This is a genomic window from Adlercreutzia rubneri (assembly GCF_009755265.1).
Taxonomy (GTDB): Bacteria; Actinomycetota; Coriobacteriia; order Coriobacteriales; family Eggerthellaceae; genus Adlercreutzia; species Adlercreutzia rubneri.
In genome coordinates this window covers 22847-41524 of record NZ_WPOO01000021.1, presented here as the reverse complement: position 1 = coordinate 41524, position 18678 = coordinate 22847, and the positions used below count along the sequence as shown (strand labels likewise).

Below are 18678 nucleotides of genomic sequence, written 5' to 3'. Positions count from 1 at the left end.
GGAGCCTACACCTTGCGGCGCCGGGGGCGCCGCCGGCCAAAGTCCGGTAGCGCGATCGGCGCCTGTGCGGTGGCGCGATTGGCGGGAAGCGGGGGCCCAATCGGCGATTATTACGGTAGCGCTAACAATGTACTCCATGTGGACCCGCGACCCGGAGTACGACTTCTCCATCCTGTACTTCATGCCCGGCTTCAGCTACTTCAACGTGAACCGCCTGGGGCGCCGCTTCGTGAACGAGAACAACATGGGCTCGCCGCACAACGGCTGGCACACCCTGCTGTCCTTCGACGACGCCATCGCTGACTTCGATCGCATTCCCTCTTGGGGCATCTTCGACCAGAGCTGCTTCGACGCCGGCAAGTTGTCCACGAGCCAGGGCGACTTCTTCGAGTGCGGCAACTTCGCGAGCGACCTGCCCGATTCCGTGCGCGACTGGGACGGTTGGAGCCAGGACAACAAGGCCGAGCTGGAGCGCGGCTGGATCCTCACCGGCGCCACCATCGAGGAGCTCGGTCAGAAGATCAAGGAGTTCGACCCGCTGATGGACGTGGACACCTTGAAGGCCACCTTCGAGGAGTACCAGGGCTTCGCCGCTGCCGGCAAGGACGCCCGTTTCGATCGTGCCGCCGAGACCATGGTGCCGCTTGATAACGGTCCCTATTACGCCGTGTCCATCTACCCCGGCTCCTGCTCCACTCTGGGCGGTCCCATGAAGAACGAGAACGCCCAGGTGCTCGATCCGGCGCAGAACCCCATCCCGCGCCTGTACGCGGCCGGCTGCTTCGGCAACTTCCAGAGCCACACCTACGGCATCACCGGCGGCAACAACGCCGAGAACCAGGTGTGGGGCCGCATCGCCGCCCGCCATGCCTCCGGTCTGGAGAACTGGGACGCCGAGTAGCGCTGCGGGTCCATTGGCCACGGCCGTCCGCGCCCGGGCGGCCGGCCTTCGGCCGATACGCGAGGAAAACGGCCGGCTTTCGGCCGATAGGTGAGTAAGGCGGCCGTCCCGTGCGAGAAGGCGCAGGACGGCCGCCTCCCTGCGAGCGGCGCCGAGCCGTGCGCGAGATGAGAGGAGAATCCCATGGAATGTGAAGTGAAGCGGGGCCATCGCCGTCTCGTATTCGCAGCGGTCTGCCTGGCCATGCTCGCCGTGGCGGCCCTGACGGCGACGCTTCTGGGCTGCTCGCCGAGCCAGCCTACGGCCGACACCGGGTCGGGTACCGCCGCCGAGCAGAACGTCGGCGAGGCGTCCAGTGACGATGCAGCGGCGGGCCAGCCGGTGAACTGGACCATGGAGTCCGACTGCGTCACCTGCCATACCGCCGAGGCCGAATCGGCGACCGATTCCGCCTGCCCCCAGGGCACAGCTCACGAGGCCCAGGGCGTGACCTGCGTCACTTGCCATACCGATGAGGCGGTGCTGGCCGAGGTGCACGACGGCATCGCCATGGGCGACAAGCCGGCCACCAAGGCCACGGTCGTCACCGTGGACGAGGCTACCTGCATTGCCTGTCATGGCGAGATGTCCGAGGTGGCGGCGCTGACGGCCGACTCCACGGCGCTCACCGACGACAAGGGCACGACGGTGAATCCGCACGAGCGCCCGGCCGGCGAGAAACACGACGAGAACCCGACCACCTGTACCGATTGCCACAACAACCATTCGAAGGACTTGCCCAAGGACGCCATGAAGTACTGCGCCCAGTGCCACCACCGCGGCACCTTCGAGTGCGGCACCTGCCACGAGCTGCGCGAGCGGTAGGCGGTTCGCAGCCATCGCGATCGCTTCCCGACGGCCGCGGTGGCGAGCGGCTTCGCCGTGGCCGTTCGCCAGTGAGTAGCGCCTGCAACGTCCGCCCGCCAGTGAGTGGCACCTGCAGCGTCCGGCCGCCAACGAGCATTTCCCGCGCCAGGGCGGCACTCCCTCCCGTCTCCCCGGCTTCTCTTCCAGCCCGACCGCGTCCAGCCTGCGGCCGGGCTCTTCTGCATGCAGAAAGCTCCGTCCATATTGGCGCATTCTGCCGGAATTGGTGCATGGCCATTCCCCACGTGGCGCGAAAATGCGGAATTGGTGCATGGCCATTCCCCACGTGGCGCGAAATGGCCCCTATTTGCCTATTCTGAACATAATGAGCGGACGAAAGCGGGGCGCGTATGCACCAATTCCGCATTTTCGCGCCAGAATCCTCTTACTTCGCCAACGCGGCGGGCAGCGCTTCGGGGTTCACGCAGGCCTCGGGGGTGCGGCCGAGCACGACGTCGATGGCGTTTTGGGTGCAGCGGCGCCGCAGCTCGACGGCGGACTCCTCGGACCAGTAGGCGGCGTGCGAGGTGAGCACGGTGTGGGGCGCGTGCATGATGGGGGCGTCCGGCGAGACCGGCTCGTGCTCGAACACGTCGATGCCGGCGCCCCAGAGCTCGCCTGCGCAAAGGGCGGCAGCCACGGCGTCGTTGTCGATGACCGCGCCACGCGAGGTGTTCACCACGATGGCGTCGTCTTTCATGAGCTTGATGTTGTCGGCGTTCAGCAAATGATGGGTTGCCGGCACGAGCGCCGTGTGGAAGCTGACCACGTCGGCGGTCTTCAGCAGCTCCTCGAGGGTCGCGTAGGGGAAGTCCTCCGGCGTGAAGCGCCCCGGGACTCCCTTGTGATCCCACACCACGACGTTGAACCCGAGCCCGCGCGCTTTCCGGGCCACCGCACGGCCGATGTTGCCGTAGCCCACCACACCGAAGGTGCGCCCGTGCACCTGGCCTAAGGGACGGCGGCGATGGAAGTCCCAGATGCCGGCGCGCATGTCGGCATCGATCTCGTTGATGCGCCGCAAACACGCGAGTGCAAGCGCGATGGCGTGATCGCTCACCACTTCCGTGCCGTAGCCGGGCACGTTGCACACGGCGCATCCGTCGGCCGTGGCCGCCGCGACATCGATGTTGTCCACGCCGGTGCCGGTTTTGCTGACCACCTTCAGCTGGGGAAGCGCCGCAAACACCTCGGCGGTGAAGCGCCCGTAGGAGGTGATGGCGCCATCGGCCCCGTGCAAATGCTCGATGATCTCGGCGGGGGTGCGGTTGCGGGCATCGTCGAAGCTCTTGAACTGGATGCCGGCCGCTTCCACCATCTTCCGTTCAAAGTCGCAGTCATCGAAATCGAAGTCCGCCATCACGATCGTTGCCATGAGATGCCTCCCGAATGCTTGCCCGCTACACCTATTGCTTGAGCGCCATTGTAGCGGTGCTTCAGGTGATTGCATCTCCGGAGCGTGTCTCTTCACTGAATGAAAATGTCCCCAAGAATGGGCGTGGGGATCTCGCGTTCGCGAAACTTGTCAGAATCGGTGGTATGCGCTTACGCGGGAGCCCGCTAAGGGCTGTCACGTTTCCCGCGGCCGAAAAAAGTTGCGGGGGTTGACAATCGTGGTATGATATGGGGCTGTACTTGTACCGCCAACATGTGAGGAAGTTAGTCAATGGATTTGGCCAAGCAGGCAAAGATCGTCGATGGCATTCATGATACCTTGAATGATTTCGTCGGTCAACGATTGAAAGTGCGCGCCAACATGGGCCGTTCGAAGATCGTCGAAAGCGAAGGCGTGCTGACGCAGGTTCATCCGCAGCTGTTCATCATGGAGGTCGACCGCAAGCGCGGCCGCACCGCTCGCCAGTCTTACCAGTACGTCGACGTGCTCACCGGCATGGTTGAGCTGTCCCAGAACGGCGAGCCGCTGTTCGCGCCGTTCGTGGACGAGTCGATGGAGCTGGTGGATTACCCGTTGGAAGAGCGTGTGGTCTCTTAAGCGAAACGGTTGACAATCGTTTCGAAATCGGGCAAACTATTGCCTTGCGCGAAAGCGCACACCTTCGTGGGGATGTAGCTCAGCTGGGAGAGCATCACGTTCGCAACGTGGGGGTCGTGGGTTCGAATCCCATCATCTCCACCACGGAAATGACGCGGGCCTCGGGAGACCGGGGCCCGCTTTGTTTTGCTGTCTCCGTAGGGGGCGACCTCGGTCGCCCCTTGTCGGGAGCGGTAGTGGGTTGCAGTTGGGAGGGCGGCGCAAGCACCGTCCCTACGAGGGGCGAGCGGAAGGGGATGTCGATGGATGCAACAACGGGCAAGGCGCTGATGCGGGCGCAGTTCAAAGCGGTGCGTGAGGAGCTTTCCGTGGGGGAGCGGTGCGCCATCGATGAGGCGATTGCGCGGAATGTGGCGGCGCTGCCGGAGTTCGCGGCGGCCGACGGGGTATTCACCTACCTGAGCTTCGGCGCGGAGGTGGATACGCGCGAGCTCATTCAGCGCGCGTGGGAGGCGGGGAAAACCGTGTGCCTGCCGCGCGTTGTTCCGAGCACGCGCGAGATGCGCTGGTATGCAGTGGAATCTTTCGACGGCCTTGTGCGCAGCTCCTTCGGCGTGGAAGAACCCCCTGACGACCCCTCTCGTGAAGTGCGCCCCGCCGTCTTCGCCTGTCCCGTGGCCCTCGTGCCCGGTCTCGCCTTCGACCGCGAAGGCTTCCGCTTGGGCTACGGCGGCGGCTTCTACGACACCTTCCTACCTGCTTTCCCCGGCACCTCCATCGGTCTCATCCGCGCCTGCCAGCTGGTAGACCGGCTTAGCGTGCGCGACATCCATGATGCACCCGTCAATATCGTTGCGTTAGAACAAGGCAGTGCATACGTTGCGAAACCGGCAGAAAGGGCTGTTCTCGGACGTTGGTCGTAGCACGAGGCGCCTTTTTGCCGCAATCGCAGAAGAACTCCGACAAAAAGACGCCTCGTGCTACGGCTGATGGGTTCAAAGCGGACAAAAACCCGTAGCACGACATGGGTTTTTGCCAAAACGAAGTAACACGAGGGGGCATAATGCCCAAATCGGTGGAGATGTTTGGCGAAAAGGCGTCTCGTGCTATGGGTGGCGGCTGAAACCACAGCAGCTATCGTTGCCTACCCGAACCACGCTCGCGCGAGGGCGGCGATGCCGGGGCGGATGTCCGCCTCGGCGATGGCGGAGAATCCCACGAGCACGACGCCCTCGGCGGCGCGGGCGGGGTTGGCCCAGTACTTCTTGGTGGGATACACCGCCACATCGGCGGCGGCAGCGGCGGCCACGAGCTCGTCCTGGCTGCGCCCGTCGCGCACGCGCACGAGCAGGTGCAGCCCCGTGCCGCATTCCAGTACGTCCACCTTGCCGCCCATATATTCGCGCAGCGCCGCCGTGAGCGCGTCGTACTTGCGGCGGTTTCTCGTCTGCACGCGACGCAGGTGGCGGCCCCACGAGCCGTCGGTCATGAAGCGCGCGAGCACTTGCTGGTTGAGCCAGGGCACCGGCGAGTACGAGCTGGCGAAGGCCTCGCGCCACCGCTTAAGGAGGGGCGTGGGCAGCACGAGGTAGTTCATGCGCAGGGCGGGGGAGAGCGATTTCGAGAACGTGCCCATGTAGATGACGCGGCCCCGGTCGTCCATGGAGGCCAAAGGCGCCAGCGAGCGCTCCCGGTAGCGGAAGTCGCGGCAGTAGTCGTCCTCTAGGATGTAGGCGTCGGCGTCCTCGGCCCACGCGAGCACGCGCTCGCGCACATCGGTCGGCATGATGCGGCAGGTGGGGAACTGGCTCGAGGGGGTGAGGTAGGCCAGCCGCGCCCCCGAGGACTCGAGGTCGGAGAGGAACACGCGGACGTCGTCGGTCACCCGGCAGGGCTTGATGGCGAAGCGCGCCCGTTCGATGACCGAGCGCACGCCGTCGTAGCCGGGGTCTTCCATGGCCACGGTGTCCCGGGCGGCATCGAAGAGGGTCAGTAGGTTCTGAACGCTGGTCTGCGTGCCGCCCTGCACGACGATTTGCTCGGGGGTGCAATCGATGTCGCGCTGCGTGACCAGCCGCCACGCAATGGCCGCGCGCAGGCTCTCCTCCCCGAACGGGTCGTTGTAGGCGTCGCAGCCGGCGGCTTCCACCGACAGCAAGATGTCGTCGGTGATGGCCCGCCAGGCGGCGGCGGGGAAGGTGCCGGGCTCCAGGTTGCCGTAGGTGAAGTCGTAGCGGGCTTTGCGCCGGGGGCCTCCCAGCAGCACGGCGCAGGAGGGCGCTGAGGCGTCCGGCTGCAGGTAGGTCACGTTCTGCACGACGTACCCGCTGCCGGGGCGGCTCGCCACGTAGCCTTCCTGCACGAGCAGATGGTAGGCCTGCTCGACGGTGTTGCGCGCGCAGCCCAGATCGGACGCCAGCCCTCGGATGGAGGGGAGGCGCGAGCCGGTGGGGTAGGTGCCGCTCTCGATGCCTTCCCGCAGCTGGGCCTCCAGCTGGCGGTAGAAGGGGGTGTCGCTGTGCTCGTCCAAGTGCATGGGGCCTCCCGGTTGCGAATCGCCTCTTGGCGTGATCGCGAGCATTCTGATTTGCTCAGACGGTTCTTCATTTCCTGACTCAACAGCTTAGCAAATGTGAAAGCCCCATGGAGGCGTCCCCATCCGGGTTTTTCAACCGTCCCCATGAAATAACGGGCAACTGTCCCTTCGCGATGGGGACGGTTGCCATCTAGACTGTGCGCCGAAGTAATCCGGCTTGCGGGAGGGTGCCGCTCGAGTGCCGGTGAGATTGCTGCGGAAAGGATGCCGCAGGGTACCGCCGGGGCGCTGCGAGAAGGGCGCGACACTGCGCCGCCCGCGCGTCGGTCGCACGAGCAACAGAGAGGGTTTGGCTATGCGTTTGACGGGAATCGCCGCCTTGGCCGCCGCGGGCGTCTTCGCGGCGAGCGCGGTCGCCTCTGCTGCGCCGTCGCCATTGCCCTTGCTGCGGCCGCCCGGCGCCGGCGCGCCCGAGCACTTCGCCGCGCGCTGCGTGCGTTGCGGCCGCTGTCTTGAGGCGTGCCCCTACCAGGCCATTCATGCGGCCCCTCTGAACGCGGGGCGCGAGGCTTCCACGCCCTTTGTGAACGCGCGGTCCCAGGCCTGCCGCCTGTGCGTGGAATTTCCCTGCGCGGCAGTCTGCCCCACGGGCGCTTTGGAGGTGCCTGCCGAGCGCCGCGGTGCCGGTATGGGTGTGGCCGTTATCAACGAGGACACCTGCCTGTCGTTTCAGGGCATGCGCTGCGAGGTGTGCTACCGCGCCTGCCCGCTCATCGACGAGGCCATCACCATCGACTACCGGCCCCGCGAGGGCGACGACATCCACGCGGTGTTCGCGCCGCAGGTGGTGCCCGATGGGTGCCCGGGTTGCGGCCTGTGCGAGCAGCGCTGCCCGGTGAGCGACCCCGCGCCCGCCATTGTGGTGGTGCCCACCGGCGCCCAAGAGGAAACCTACGTGGCCCGCCGCAACGGCGCGGCCTAGCAGATACGCGAAGGCGGGGCGTCCGGCGCCCTCGACCGAAAGGGAGGAACAAGATGGAACTGACTCGACGCACCTTCGTTAAGAGCACCGCCGTGGCCCTCGCCTCGGCGGCCGCTGCCGGCACCATGGCCGGCTGCTCGTCGCTCGCCGGCACCGGCGGGGACGCGGCAACCTCGGGCGGCGACTCCGTGAAGACCGTGGGCGTGTGCCGTTTCTGCGGCTGCGGCTGCGGCGTCATCGTGGAGGCCAAGGACGGCAAGGTGATCTCGGTCACGGGCGACCCGGAGAACGGCTCGAGCCGTGGCCTGAACTGCGTGAAGGGCTACTACTTGGCCGGCGCGCTGTACGGCGAGGATCGCCTGACCACCCCGCTCATCCGTGACGACAAGTCCACCAAGGGCACGCCCGACGGCCTGCGCGAGGCCACCTGGGACGAGGCGCTCGATCTGGTGGCGGGCAAGCTCCGCGACACGTGGAAGGCCGACAAGAGCCGCCTGGCGTTCTGGGGAAGCGGCCAGCAGCCCATCGTGGAGGGCTACTGCACGGCGAAGTTCTGGAAGGCGGGCCTGCTCTCCAACAACATCGACCCCAACGCGCGTCTGTGCATGGCCTCGGCCGTCGTGGGCTTCATGAACGTCTTCCAGACCGACGAGCCGGCCGGCTGCTACGCCGACATCGACGAGACCGACGTCTTCGTCACCTGGGGCGCCAACATGGCCGAGGCCCATCCCATGCTGTACTCGCGCCTGACGGCCCGCAAGCTCGCCGACGAGGCCGTGCGCCACTACGACGTGACCACCATGACCACTCGCACCTCGGCCTCGGCCGACAAGGTGCTCACCTTCCGCCCGGGCAGCGACATCGCCATCGCCAACGCCATCGCGAACTACCTCATCGTGAACGACAAGTACGACCACGACTTCGTGGCCGACCACGTGCAGTTCAAGCAGGGCACCGAGAACATCGGCAACGCCACCGACGACGGCTACGACAAGAGCGACATCGGCCAGGCCGTCGACAATGTGGAGCCCATCACTTTCGAAGCCTTCGCCGCGCGTCTGGCCCCCTACACCCTGGAGTACGCCTCCGAGCTTTCCGGCGTGCCGGCCGAGGATATCCAGGAGCTGGCCGAGGTGTTCGCCGACAAGAGCCGCAAGGTGCTCTCGCTTTGGACCATGGGCGTGAACCAGCACAACCGCGGCACCTGGATGAACCACTGCATTTACAACATCCACTTGCTCACCGGTCGCTACGCCCGTCCCGGCGACGGCGCCTTCTCGCTGACCGGCCAGCCCACGGCCTGCGGAACGGCCCGCGAGGTGGGCACCTTCTCGCACCGCCTTCCCGCCGACCTGGTGGTGAAGAACCCGGATCACCGCCGCTACACCGAGGCCATCTGGGACTTGCCCAACGGATACCTGGACGCCATCGAGAAACCCGGCTACCACACGGTGAAGATGTTCCGCGAGCTTTCCAAGGGCGGTATCGATTTCCTCTGGAGCGCCCACAACAACTGGGCCGTGTCGATGCCCAACCTCACTCGCTTCCTCGGACGCGGCGACCTCACGGGCATCAACGACGCCTTCATCTGCGTGTCCGAGGTGTACCCGACGCTGTCCTGCCAGTACGCCGACGTGGTGCTGCCGGCGGCCATGTGGGTCGAGCGCGAGGGCGCCTTCGGCAACGGCGAGCGCCGCACGGCCGTGTTCGAGAAGGCCGTGGACGCCCCGGGCGAGGCCAAGTGGGATCTCTGGATGCTCATGGAAGTGGCCAAGCGCGTGCTGGCCGGCGAGCAGATCGGCGGCGAGGACGCCTTCGACCACCTGTTCGGCGCCTGGTACGACGCCGAGGCCGGCGCTTTCAAGGGTACCGACCGCGAGGTGTGCTCGAGCATCTGGGAGGAGTACCGCACCTTCAGCAACCCGAGCCTGAACCCGGACGCCGAGGCCATCAACGCCGAGGCGAAGCTGAAGATGGAGGCCAAGCAGCTGGCCCCCTACGAGGAGTACATCTACAACCATGGCCTCACCTGGCCCGTGCGCGAGGTGGACGGGAAGTGGCTGCCGACGCTGTGGCGCTTCTGCGACGGCCCCCAGGAGGACGGCTTCGATGAGTACGGCGTGGAAACCTACGGCGAGCACGACAAGGCCGGCGGCGTGAGCTTCTACAAATCCGCCGACAAGAAGCCCTCGGCGGTGTTCCGTCCCTACGAGCCGCCGGCGGAGGAACCCAGCGACGAGTATCCGTTCTGGTTCTGCACGGGCCGTCTGCTGGAGCACTGGCACACCGGATCGATGACCCGCCGCGTGCCCGAGCTCAATCGCGCGCTGCCCGAGGCGCTGCTGGACATGAACCCGGCCGACTGCGAGCGCCTCGGCGTGACCGACGGCGATCGCGTGCGCCTCACCTCGCGTTTCGGCACCTGCGACATCACGGTGTCCACGGCCGGCCGCACCCGTCCGCCCGCGGGCATGGTGTTCGCGCCGTTCTTCGCGGAGGAGACGCTGATCAACCTCGTGGTGCAGGACACCTACTGCCCGCTTTCGAAAGAGCCCGATTTCAAGAAGACCTGCGTTTCCATCGAGAAGATTTAAGGAGGGGTACCCATGCGGACCATGAAGAAGTCGAAGATGATCTGCGCCGCCGTGCTGACCGGCGTGCTGGGGGCCGCGGCGCTGGCCGGGTGCGCCCAAGAGATGGCCGACACCGGTGCCACCTACAATCCCGGGGAGCCGCCGCTCATGACGGCGAGCCACGAGGGCCGCTACGAGAGCCTGGGCGCAGCCGGCTGCTTCGGCTGCCACGGCGGCAGCGACGAGGTGGAGGTGTTCCTGGCGGCCGCCACGCCGCTGCCTGCCGACCACTACGTGGGCGGGGATGCGTCCACTCACGAGATCGACGGCCCCCGCGCCGAGTGCATCACCTGCCATCCGGTGGCCCAGGAGTAGGGGATGGAAGACGAGAAGGTGGTCATCTCCTCACTGGTGGTGGAGGCGCGGCCGGAATCGGTGGACGAGGTGGCGCGGGCGCTTTCGGCCATGGAGGGGGTGGAGGTGCACGAGGTGAGCGGGTACAAGATCGTCGTCACCATCGAGGCTCCCTCCACCGGCGCCTCGCACGAGATTTCGAGCCGGTTCATTCAGATTCCGGGAGTGCTGAACGTGAACCTTGTGTACGTGAACTTCGAGGATGAGACACTCGGGTAGATAGTCGCCCAAAAGCGGAGCTACGGGGTACCTTGATTCGCTTTGTGGCTCTCCGCCGGTCGGGACCACGGGGTATTCTGATTCGCTCAGACAGTCCTCGCTCGGCGAAACAGCCCACTGGGCTGTTTCGTTCGCTGCGGAACTCGCTCGGTCAGAACACCCCGTGTTCCCTCTGCACGTTGCCATTGTTGAGGAGAAAATTGTGACTCGATCCGTGGGAAAGATAACGGTTGTGCGGCGGGTGGTGCAGGGTTGCATGCTGGTGCTGTTCTGCTTGCCGCCGATGCTGGCTGGATGGGGGCTGGCGGGGTTGTTCGTGGGAGGCGACGGGGAAGTGGCGACGCCGGCTGAGGGCGTCTTCTTTGGCAGCCTGTCCTCCTCGAGCGTCGCCGGCGTGCCGCTGTTCGATCCGTTGGGCGCCTTGGAGGTGACGGTGGCGTCGCGCAGCTTGCTGGCGGCGTCGGCGCTTACGGGCGCTCTGCTTGTCGTCGTGGTATACGGGCTCGTGCGCGGACGCGCCTTCTGCGGCTGGGTGTGCCCGGTGAACCTCATCGGCGAGGGCGTGGATGCGGCTCGTCGGCGGCTTGGCATTAAAGTGCCCGAGCGCACGGTGCCGCGGCGCGCGAAGATTGGTGTGGCGGTGGCGGTGGTGCTGCTGTCGGCTCTCGTGGGCTTCCCCGTCTTCGAGCTTATCTCGCCCATTGGCGCGGTGAACAAGGGCCTCGTCTTCGGCGGCCTCGCCGGTGCGGGCACGCTTTTGGCCATCGTTATCGCCGAGCTGCTCGTCAGCCGTCGTTTGTGGTGCCGGGCACTGTGCCCCTTGGGTGGCACCTTCCAAGTGCTCGGGTGCGCGGGGCAAGTGAACGTCGCCATCGATCACGACGCCTGCATCCACTGCGACAAGTGCACCCACGTCTGCCTCGCCGACCCCGTGATTCTCGCGCCGGCGCTGGCGGGGGAAGATGCCATCGTGCGTGCCGGCGACTGCATGGCCTGCGGCGCCTGCGTGGACGTATGCCCCACTTCCGCCCTGCGTTTCCGCCTCGGGCGTCCCCGCCGGCACGCTTCGAGGAAAGATGTAAACAAGGTGTAACCGTCCCCTTCCTTTATCGTTGCTGTCCCCATGAATATGAGCGAAACTGTCCCTTTTCGGTGGCGGGATTCACGGCGTAAGCTTGGGCTATCGTTGCGGCCGTCCAGGGCGCGGCCGCCCGTGAGACAAGCGATCAAAAGGAGGGATCATGAAACGATCGACGTTCAAGACGGCGGCCGTCGCGGCAGGTACCGTGGCGCTCGTCGCGGCGCTGGCCGCCTGCGCGCCGGCCGCCCAGGAACCGGCGGCGGCACCGTCCGGGGGAGAAAGCGATGCCCCCGCGGCCGCGGCTCCCGCCGAGACCCCCGAGCCCGATTCCTTCGGCGTCGTGGTGGCGGAATCTTGGAAGGACATCTACCCCAACGAGTACCAAACCTATATGGCCAACGAGTCCAACAGCCCCCAGGGCAAGCAGGACTACCTGACCGAGTACCCGGAGTTGGTGACCATGTACGCCGGCTACGGCTTCGCCAAGGGCTACGACGAGGCGGCGGGGCATCCCTACAGCCTGCAGTCCGTGGCCGAGACGCCCCGCGTGAACGAGAACACGCTGGCCAACTGCATCACCTGCAAGACGCCCCAGTACACCGCCATGGTGAACTCCGAGGGCGATTCGGCCTACCAGAAGCCCTTCGCCGAGGTGCTCATGCAGATGACCGAGCCCATCAGCTGCTACAACTGCCATGAGAACGACCCGACGAAGACCACGGTCACCCAGAAGTTCTTCGTGAATTCCATGGGTTCCGATGTGGATAAGGTCTCCACCGATTCCCAGGTGTGCGGCCAGTGCCACAACGAGTACTACTTCGCCCCCGAGACCAAGGCCACCACGAATCCCTACACGGGGCTCGAGGGCATGACCGCCGAGGCCATTCTCGCCTACTACGACGAGATGGGCTTCAAGGATTGGGAGCACACCGAGACCGGCGCCCCCATGCTGAAGGCCCAGCACCCCGAGTTCGAGACTATCTACGGCGGCGCGCAGTCCTCCATGGCCAAGCAGGGCTACACCTGCGCCGACTGCCACATGGCCCCCGCCAAGGCCGAGGACGGCACCGAGTACAGCTCCCACAACCTGGTGAACCCCACCGAGGATCCGGCCATCATGGAGAAGTGCGAGGGCTGCCATGCCGACCTGCCTGGGCAGATCGTCCAGTGGCAGAAGGAGACCACCGACCGCGAGCACGAGCTGGCGGCCAAGCTGGACGCCTACATCAAGACCCTGGCCGAGCAGAAGGACTCCCTGGACGAGGCCACTCTGGAGCAGGCTCGCCAGATCCACCGCCATGCACAGTTCTACTGGGACTACGTGATGGTGGAGAACTCCGAGGGTGCCCATAACCCGGGTCTGGCCCAGGAGAACCTCGACAAGTGCGAGGACGAGCTGAAGGCTGGCTACGCCCTGCTGAACATGACCTACTAGAGGGCGATCCCGCGCCTCGCCGGCTGTCCGTCGGCGAGGCGCGAGGTTCCGCATCGTGCCGAACCGCCCTGCCGGCACCTCTCGAAGGCGCGCACCCACCCCCGGTGCGCGCTTTCGTTTGCAGCTGAGAGTTCCTCGGCGATGCGTAACTCTGACTGAAATCCTTCTTATTGCGAAACTATGGCGATTGCGCTGATCTGCTGGTTTCGGTGGAATTTGAGGCGCGGTTCTGCGTGGCTTGGGCGATACTGGCCGTTGGTAATTTTTCGGGCCTTCGGGGAGGCAGGTCCACACCGCTTTGGTACCTTAGAAACAGGAGGACTATGAACGCGAAGATGAAGAAGAGGATGATCGCCGTCTCCGGCGTCATCATCATCGTGCTTATCTTGGTGCTCGCATTCGTGGGGGGCAACACCGCCGCCACGACCATGAGCATCGCGGAGGCCGCCGAGAATCCCCAGGCGGGCCAGAAGGTGCAGGTGTCCGGCAACGTGGTGCAGGATTCCTTCTCCACGAGCAATGACGTGCTCACCTTCAAGATTTACGACCCGGAGGGCGACCCCGCGACGCAGCTGGAGGTGCGCTACGACGGCGCCGCCTCGTCCACCTTCGGCAACGACGTGACCGCCATCTGCACGGGCAAGATCAACGATGCGGGCGTGCTCGAGTGCTCCGAGCTGGTGACGAAGTGCCCCTCGAAATACGAGAACGCCGACAGCGCCCTTACGGTGGAACAGCTGCTCGGCTACGGCGAGAGCGTCTACGGCAACGTCGTGAAGGTGGCCGGTTCCGTGGGGGCCGGATCGCTTAAGGCCGCGGGCCAGGGCGACCGCTTCATCCTGGTCGACGCGGAGACCGGCGAGGCGATGCCGGTCGTCTTCGAGGGTGCCCTGTCCGACGAGGTGTCCGACGGCTCTGCCGTGGTGCTCACGGGATCCCTCGGCGCCGACGGCAAGTTCGCCGCCACCGATGTCGCACTGGAGGGTTAGCCCATGTCGATGATCGGACTTCTCGGCCTGCTGGTGGCCTTTGCCGGCTGCGTCATCTCGGTGCTGTGCCTGGGCGTGGCCCACATCCTTTACAAGAAGCGCTCCTTCGAACGCTCGGAGACCTTCGCCTGGGGCGGAAGAGTGGCCGCGGTTCTCGTGGCCGCGGCGCTCACGGTGTGCTGCGCCGTGCTCGTGTGGTGCTTTTTCTCGGGCGACAACACCATCCAGTACGTGCTGGACAACCGTTCCACCTCCACGGCCCCCGAGGCGTGGCTCTACAAGCTCGCCGGTCTTTGGGCGGGGCGCCAGGGCTCGCTTCTGTTCTGGGCATGGCTCATTGCCGTGTTCAACGCGGTGCTCGTGTTCGCCACGCGCAAGAATGCGCGCCCGCTCGATAACGGCGCGCTCGCCATCTCCTCGCTCGTGCTGACGGCCTTCGTGTCGGTGCTGCTGTTCTCCGAGGGCAACATGCCCTTCATCGCGACCGACGCGCGCTACTTCACTGGCGACGGCACGCTGTCGGCCATGGCCTCGGCCCGCTCCATGAACGCGCTTCTGGAGCATTGGGCCATGGCGATTCATCCGCCGACGCTGTTCATCGGCTACGCGGGCCTCACCATTCCGTTCGCCTACGCCATCTCGGCGCTCATCGTCAACGACGATTCCACGGAATGGGTGAACCGCTCGACGCCCTACCTCATGTTCTCGTGGCTGCTTTTGGGCGTCGGCATCGGGCTGGGCGCCGTGTGGGCCTACGTGGTGCTCGGCTGGGGCGGCTACTGGGGCTGGGACCCGGTGGAGAACGCGAGCCTTCTGCCGTGGCTCGTGGGCGTGGCGCTCATCCACTCGTTCACGGTGTACCGCCAGCGCGGCGCCTTCAAGCGTTGGAGCGTGTTCTGCGCCTGCCTGACGTTCTGCTTCGTGGTGCTGGGCACCTTCATCACCCGTTCGGGCCTCGTGCAGTCGGTGCACGCCTTCGAGGGCGACCCGGTTTCGCTCGTCATGTTCGGTGCGCTCGTCATCTGCTCGCTTCTGGCCGGCATCGTGGGCCTTATCGTGCGCCGCAAGAGCTTCGGCGCGACGGATGCGGCCGACGACGACATCGAGTCCATGATGTCGAAGGAAGCGGCCTACTACGTGAATAACCTCATCATGATCGTGTTTGCGGTGCTTCTGGCCTATATGACGGTGTCCTCGGCCCTGCCGAGCTGGCTGCCCTTCGGCGGCCAGTCCCTGTCGGCCGGCACCTACAACGCCATCGCCCGGCCCTTGGGCATAGCCTACCTGACCGTGCTCGCCATTTGCCCGCTCCTGGGCTGGCGCCGCACCGACAAGAAGGCGTTCTGGCGGAGTGCCCGCGTGCCGGCGCTCTGCGCGCTTGTGCTGTTCATCGTGCTCATGATCTACTTCGTCACGTACCTTCTGCCCAGCTACCAGGCCATGATCGACATGGGCGGCACCCAGGCCTCGGGCCTGCTCGAGCAGGGCAACCCCATCTACTACAACGGCCTGGCCGTGGTGGGCTTCGCCGTGGCGAGCCTTCTGTTCTTCAACGCGCTGTTCATGGCCGTCCGCTCGCTCAAACGGGTCGATGGCGCCAAGCTGCGCCGCCGCCTGGCCCTGTTCGGCGGCTCGGTGGCCCACGCCGCCATGGCCATCATCCTGGTGGGCCTCATCGGCTCGTCCATGTACGTGACCGAGATCACGGGGTATCTGCCCTACGACGAGGAGAGCGATTCGGTTTCCGAGACCTTTGACATCCAGGACTTCCAGCTCACCTACACGGGCAACTCCATCGATGAGCTCGGCAACGGCAACGTGCGCTACGCGCTCACCTTCGACGTGACGAAGGACGGCCAGTTCGTGGGCACGGTGAACCCGGCCGTGCAGCTGGTAAGCGCCACCCAGCAGCAGAAGCTGGAGGCGAGCGTCATCGGGTTCCCGCTGGAGGATCTGTTCGTGGCGTACCGCGGCGTGAACGACGAGGGCGACTTCTCCATGGACGTGCGCGTGAACCCGCTCATCTCGTTCGTGTGGGTGGGCTTTGCCCTGCTCATGGTGGGCTGTCTCATCCCGCTGTTCGCCAAACGCGCCGAGCGCCGTCGCGGCGGCCCGGCCGTGGGCGATGTGCCCGTTGCCGAGTTGGCGGAGGCCGAGCCGAAAGAGCGCGGAAAGGCCTCGCGCGACGTTGCGGCCCGCAAGGGCATCATCGAGGAGACGGTGTCTGAGGAGGTGGCGCTCGTGGAAGATGCCGAGGGCGACGCGGCAGCCGATGCGGACGCGGCGGCAGAGGCCGAGGCCGAGACTGATGCCGAGGCTGACGCGAAGGCAGGGGAGTAGTCCCGTGGAAACGGCGCTTTCCGTCGATCATCTGACGAAGTCGTTCGGCGGCCGCAAGGCCGTCGACAATGTGTCGTTCGCGCTGCCTGAGGGCGCGTTCCTGTCGGTCTTCGGCCCCAACGGCGCGGGCAAGACCACGCTTCTGCGCATGCTCGCCACGCTGTCGCGGCCCACGGAGGGCGCGATAACGCTCGCGGGCATCGATGTGAAGGAAGAGCCCGAGCGCGTCCGCGAGGCCATCGGGCTCATCTCGCACAATCCGATGCTCTATCCCGATCTCACCGCCGAGGAGAACCTCCTTCTGTACGCGAAGCTCTACGGCGTGTCCGACCCGCAGAAGCGCGTGATAGAGCTTCTGGACGCCGTGGGGCTCAAGCACCGTCGGCTCGATCGGGTGCGCACGTTCTCGCGTGGCATGACCCAGCGCGTCTCCATCGCCCGGGCGCTCGTGAACGACCCGTCGGTGGTGCTGCTCGACGAGCCCTACTCGGGGCTCGATCCCCATGCCATGCACATCTTTGACGAGCTCATCGCCTCGGTGCGCGAGAACCGCACGTTCGTCATGGTGAGCCACGACTTGGACAAGGGCCTGGCCCTCGCGAGCCACGTGCTCGTGCTCGCTCGCGGCCGCGTCGTCCACTTCGGCGAGAAGGACCAAATGAGCCCCGACGAGTTCGCCGACCTGTACCGCACCACCGTGGGAATGGGGGTGAGCTAGATGGAACGCGAATCGGAATACCGCGCGGCTGATCGCGGAGGGATGAGTGGCTGCATCTGCAAAGCTCCCTCCACATTCACCCAGTACAAGACGCTGCTCGCGAAGGACTTGAAGGCGGAGTTCCGCACCAAGGACATGATCGTGTCCATGGGCATCTACGCCTTCCTCGTCATCGTGGTGTTTGGCGTGGCGCTCTCTTTCGCTCGTCCCGGCTCGGAATTCCTCGAGGTTTCCGGTGGCCTTCTGTGGGCGCTCGTGGTGTTCACCTCGCTTCTGGGTCTGAACCGCTCGTTTTCCAAGGAGACGGAGAACGGGTGCTTGGAAGGCCTGCTTCTGGCCCCGCTCGACCGAGGCGTGATCTTTCTGGCCAAGGCGACGTCGAATTTGGTATTCCTGGCGCTGGTGGAAGTGATCGCCGTGCCGTTGTACTGGGTGTTCTTCTCCAGTTTCGCGGCGCCGGCTGATACGGGTTGGCTGCTCGTGGTGCCGCTCGTCGTGGGCAGCATCGGCATCGCCGGCATCGGCACCATGCTCTCCACCATCACGGCGGCCACGCGTGGCAAGGACGTCATGCTGGCGCTTTTGTTCGTGCCCGTGATCTTCCCGCTTCTGTACGCCTGCGTGTCGGCCACTACCTGCGCGCTCGTGGGCGGAGATGTGTTCGCCGACGGGTTTTTCACGTCGCTGGCGCTCGGTGCCGGTTACGACGTGATCATGATTCTGGCCAGCTGGGTGCTGTATGACTTTGTCGTCAACTAAAGGAGGACTGAGTGACTGATAAGAAATTGAAGCTGCCCGAGGCGGGGCAGTGGCCCGACAAGCTGGTGGTGCCGGCGCTCATTGCGGGTGCGGTGCTGAGCACCATCGGGTTCCTCATGGCGTTCTTCTACGTGGCCCCCGTCGGGGGTGCGGCGGTGAACGGCGCCGAGCTCATCGGGGACGTGATGGTGTCCCAGAAGATGCTCCTGTCCCAGAAGATCTTCTACTTCCACATGCCCGTGGCCATCACCTCGTTCCTCGCCCTCGGCTTCGGGTGCTACTATGCGGTGCGGTTCCTCATGACGAAGAATCAGCGGTTCGATACCTGCTCGCGCATTTGCCTGGAAGTTGCGCTGCTATTCGTGGTGCTCACCATGATTACCGGCGAAATGTGGACCCGCTTCGAGTGGGGCGTGTGGTGGAGCTGGGAGCCGCGGCTGACGACGTATCTGATTCTGATGCTCATCGTGATCGCCTATTTCGTGCTGAGAAGCTCCGTGGACGAGCCCGAGCGCCGCGCCACCTTCGCCGCGGTTGTGGCCATCATTGCCACCATCGACGTACCCATCTGCTTCATGATCACGCGCCTCATTCCGTCGTCCATTCACCCCGTGGTGCTGCGCGAGGGCGGTATGAGCCCCGAGATGGGCATGTGCGTGGGCCTGTGCGCTCTCGGCATGCTGCTCGTGGGCTTCGTGCTGTACCGCACGCGCTTCAATCAGGTGCGTCTCACCCAGCGCGTTGAAGCGCTCAAAGAGACCGTCGACGACGAACGTTAGCCCTTGTCATCCTGAGCGAGCGAAGCGAGTCGAAGGATCCCGCTTGAGTCGCC

At 65.5% G+C, this 18678-nt stretch carries 17 protein-coding genes and 1 tRNA gene; 16 read left to right on the top strand and 2 right to left on the bottom strand.

Going from position 1 to position 18678, the window contains the following annotated elements:
* Both GO707_RS10270 and GO707_RS10265 read left to right on the top strand, forming a co-directional pair.
* A partial coding sequence (locus GO707_RS10270; protein ID WP_157012955.1) for an FAD-binding protein occupies positions 1-901 on the top strand: 901 nt, incomplete at its 5' end.
* Between the two features lie 183 nt (positions 902-1084).
* On the top strand, positions 1085-1765 hold the full coding sequence (locus GO707_RS10265; RefSeq protein ID WP_114540288.1) for a cytochrome c3 family protein: 681 nt from the start codon (positions 1085-1087) through the stop codon (positions 1763-1765).
* 427 nt (positions 1766-2192) lie between these two features.
* Here GO707_RS10265 and GO707_RS10260 read toward each other — a convergent pair whose 3' ends face one another.
* Positions 2193-3182, bottom strand: a complete 990-nt coding sequence (locus GO707_RS10260; protein ID WP_181869731.1) for a C-terminal binding protein — start codon at positions 3180-3182, stop codon at positions 2193-2195.
* Positions 3183-3473: 291 nt separating this feature from the next.
* On the opposite strand from GO707_RS10260, the gene GO707_RS10255 reads away from it, so the two are divergent.
* The 3 genes from GO707_RS10255 to GO707_RS10245 all read left to right on the top strand — a co-directional run bounded on the left by GO707_RS10255 (position 3474) and on the right by GO707_RS10245 (position 4723).
* Positions 3474-3800 carry a Veg family protein gene (locus GO707_RS10255; protein WP_022739405.1) on the top strand — a complete coding sequence of 109 codons (327 nt, stop codon included), beginning with the start codon at positions 3474-3476 and terminating at the stop codon, positions 3798-3800.
* 68 nt (positions 3801-3868) lie between these two features.
* Positions 3869-3944 (top strand) — tRNA-Ala (locus GO707_RS10250).
* 158 nt (positions 3945-4102) lie between these two features.
* Positions 4103-4723, top strand: coding sequence for a 5-formyltetrahydrofolate cyclo-ligase (locus GO707_RS10245; protein ID WP_181869732.1), 621 nt, complete (start codon positions 4103-4105; stop codon positions 4721-4723).
* Between the two features lie 221 nt (positions 4724-4944).
* On the opposite strand, the gene pdxR is transcribed toward GO707_RS10245, so the two are convergent.
* Complete coding sequence (gene pdxR, locus GO707_RS10240) at positions 4945-6336, bottom strand: MocR-like pyridoxine biosynthesis transcription factor PdxR (RefSeq protein WP_198161080.1); 1392 nt, start codon at positions 6334-6336, stop codon at positions 4945-4947.
* A gap of 355 nt (positions 6337-6691) precedes the next feature.
* Here pdxR and GO707_RS10235 point away from each other — a divergent pair, with 355 nt between their 5' ends.
* The 11 genes from GO707_RS10235 to ccsA all read left to right on the top strand — a co-directional run bounded on the left by GO707_RS10235 (position 6692) and on the right by ccsA (position 18625).
* The gene (locus tag GO707_RS10235) at positions 6692-7318 is read left to right on the top strand and encodes a 4Fe-4S dicluster domain-containing protein (RefSeq protein WP_114540292.1); all 627 of its coding nucleotides are present in this window, start codon (positions 6692-6694) and stop codon (positions 7316-7318) included.
* Positions 7319-7371: 53 nt separating this feature from the next.
* Positions 7372-9912, top strand: a complete 2541-nt coding sequence (locus GO707_RS10230; protein ID WP_114540293.1) for a molybdopterin-dependent oxidoreductase — start codon at positions 7372-7374, stop codon at positions 9910-9912.
* Between the two features lie 12 nt (positions 9913-9924).
* Entirely contained in the window at positions 9925-10266 is a 342-nt protein-coding gene (locus tag GO707_RS10225; protein WP_114540294.1) for a hypothetical protein, read from the top strand.
* Positions 10267-10269: 3 nt separating this feature from the next.
* Complete coding sequence (locus GO707_RS10220; protein WP_157012953.1) at positions 10270-10524, top strand: chaperone NapD; 255 nt, start codon at positions 10270-10272, stop codon at positions 10522-10524.
* Between the two features lie 202 nt (positions 10525-10726).
* Positions 10727-11617: a NapH/MauN family ferredoxin-type protein gene (locus GO707_RS10215; protein WP_227070082.1), complete on the top strand. Its 891-nt coding sequence runs from the start codon at positions 10727-10729 to the stop codon at positions 11615-11617.
* 148 nt (positions 11618-11765) lie between these two features.
* Positions 11766-13040 carry an ammonia-forming cytochrome c nitrite reductase subunit c552 gene (locus GO707_RS10210; RefSeq protein ID WP_114540295.1) on the top strand — a complete coding sequence of 425 codons (1275 nt, stop codon included), beginning with the start codon at positions 11766-11768 and terminating at the stop codon, positions 13038-13040.
* A gap of 323 nt (positions 13041-13363) precedes the next feature.
* On the top strand, positions 13364-14029 hold the full coding sequence (locus GO707_RS10205; protein ID WP_114540296.1) for a cytochrome c maturation protein CcmE domain-containing protein: 666 nt from the start codon (positions 13364-13366) through the stop codon (positions 14027-14029).
* 3 nt (positions 14030-14032) lie between these two features.
* Positions 14033-16369: a heme lyase CcmF/NrfE family subunit gene (locus tag GO707_RS10200; RefSeq protein WP_157012952.1), complete on the top strand. Its 2337-nt coding sequence runs from the start codon at positions 14033-14035 to the stop codon at positions 16367-16369.
* 4 nt (positions 16370-16373) lie between these two features.
* Positions 16374-17087 (top strand): ABC transporter ATP-binding protein, encoded by a 714-nt coding sequence (locus tag GO707_RS10195; RefSeq protein ID WP_227070079.1) that lies wholly within the window; start codon positions 16374-16376, stop codon positions 17085-17087.
* Positions 17088-17846, top strand: coding sequence for a heme exporter protein CcmB (locus GO707_RS10190; protein WP_227070078.1), 759 nt, complete (start codon positions 17088-17090; stop codon positions 17844-17846).
* A gap of 11 nt (positions 17847-17857) precedes the next feature.
* Positions 17858-18625 carry a cytochrome c biogenesis protein CcsA gene (gene ccsA / locus GO707_RS10185; RefSeq protein ID WP_114540299.1) on the top strand — a complete coding sequence of 256 codons (768 nt, stop codon included), beginning with the start codon at positions 17858-17860 and terminating at the stop codon, positions 18623-18625.
* Positions 18626-18678: the final 53 nt, after the last annotated feature.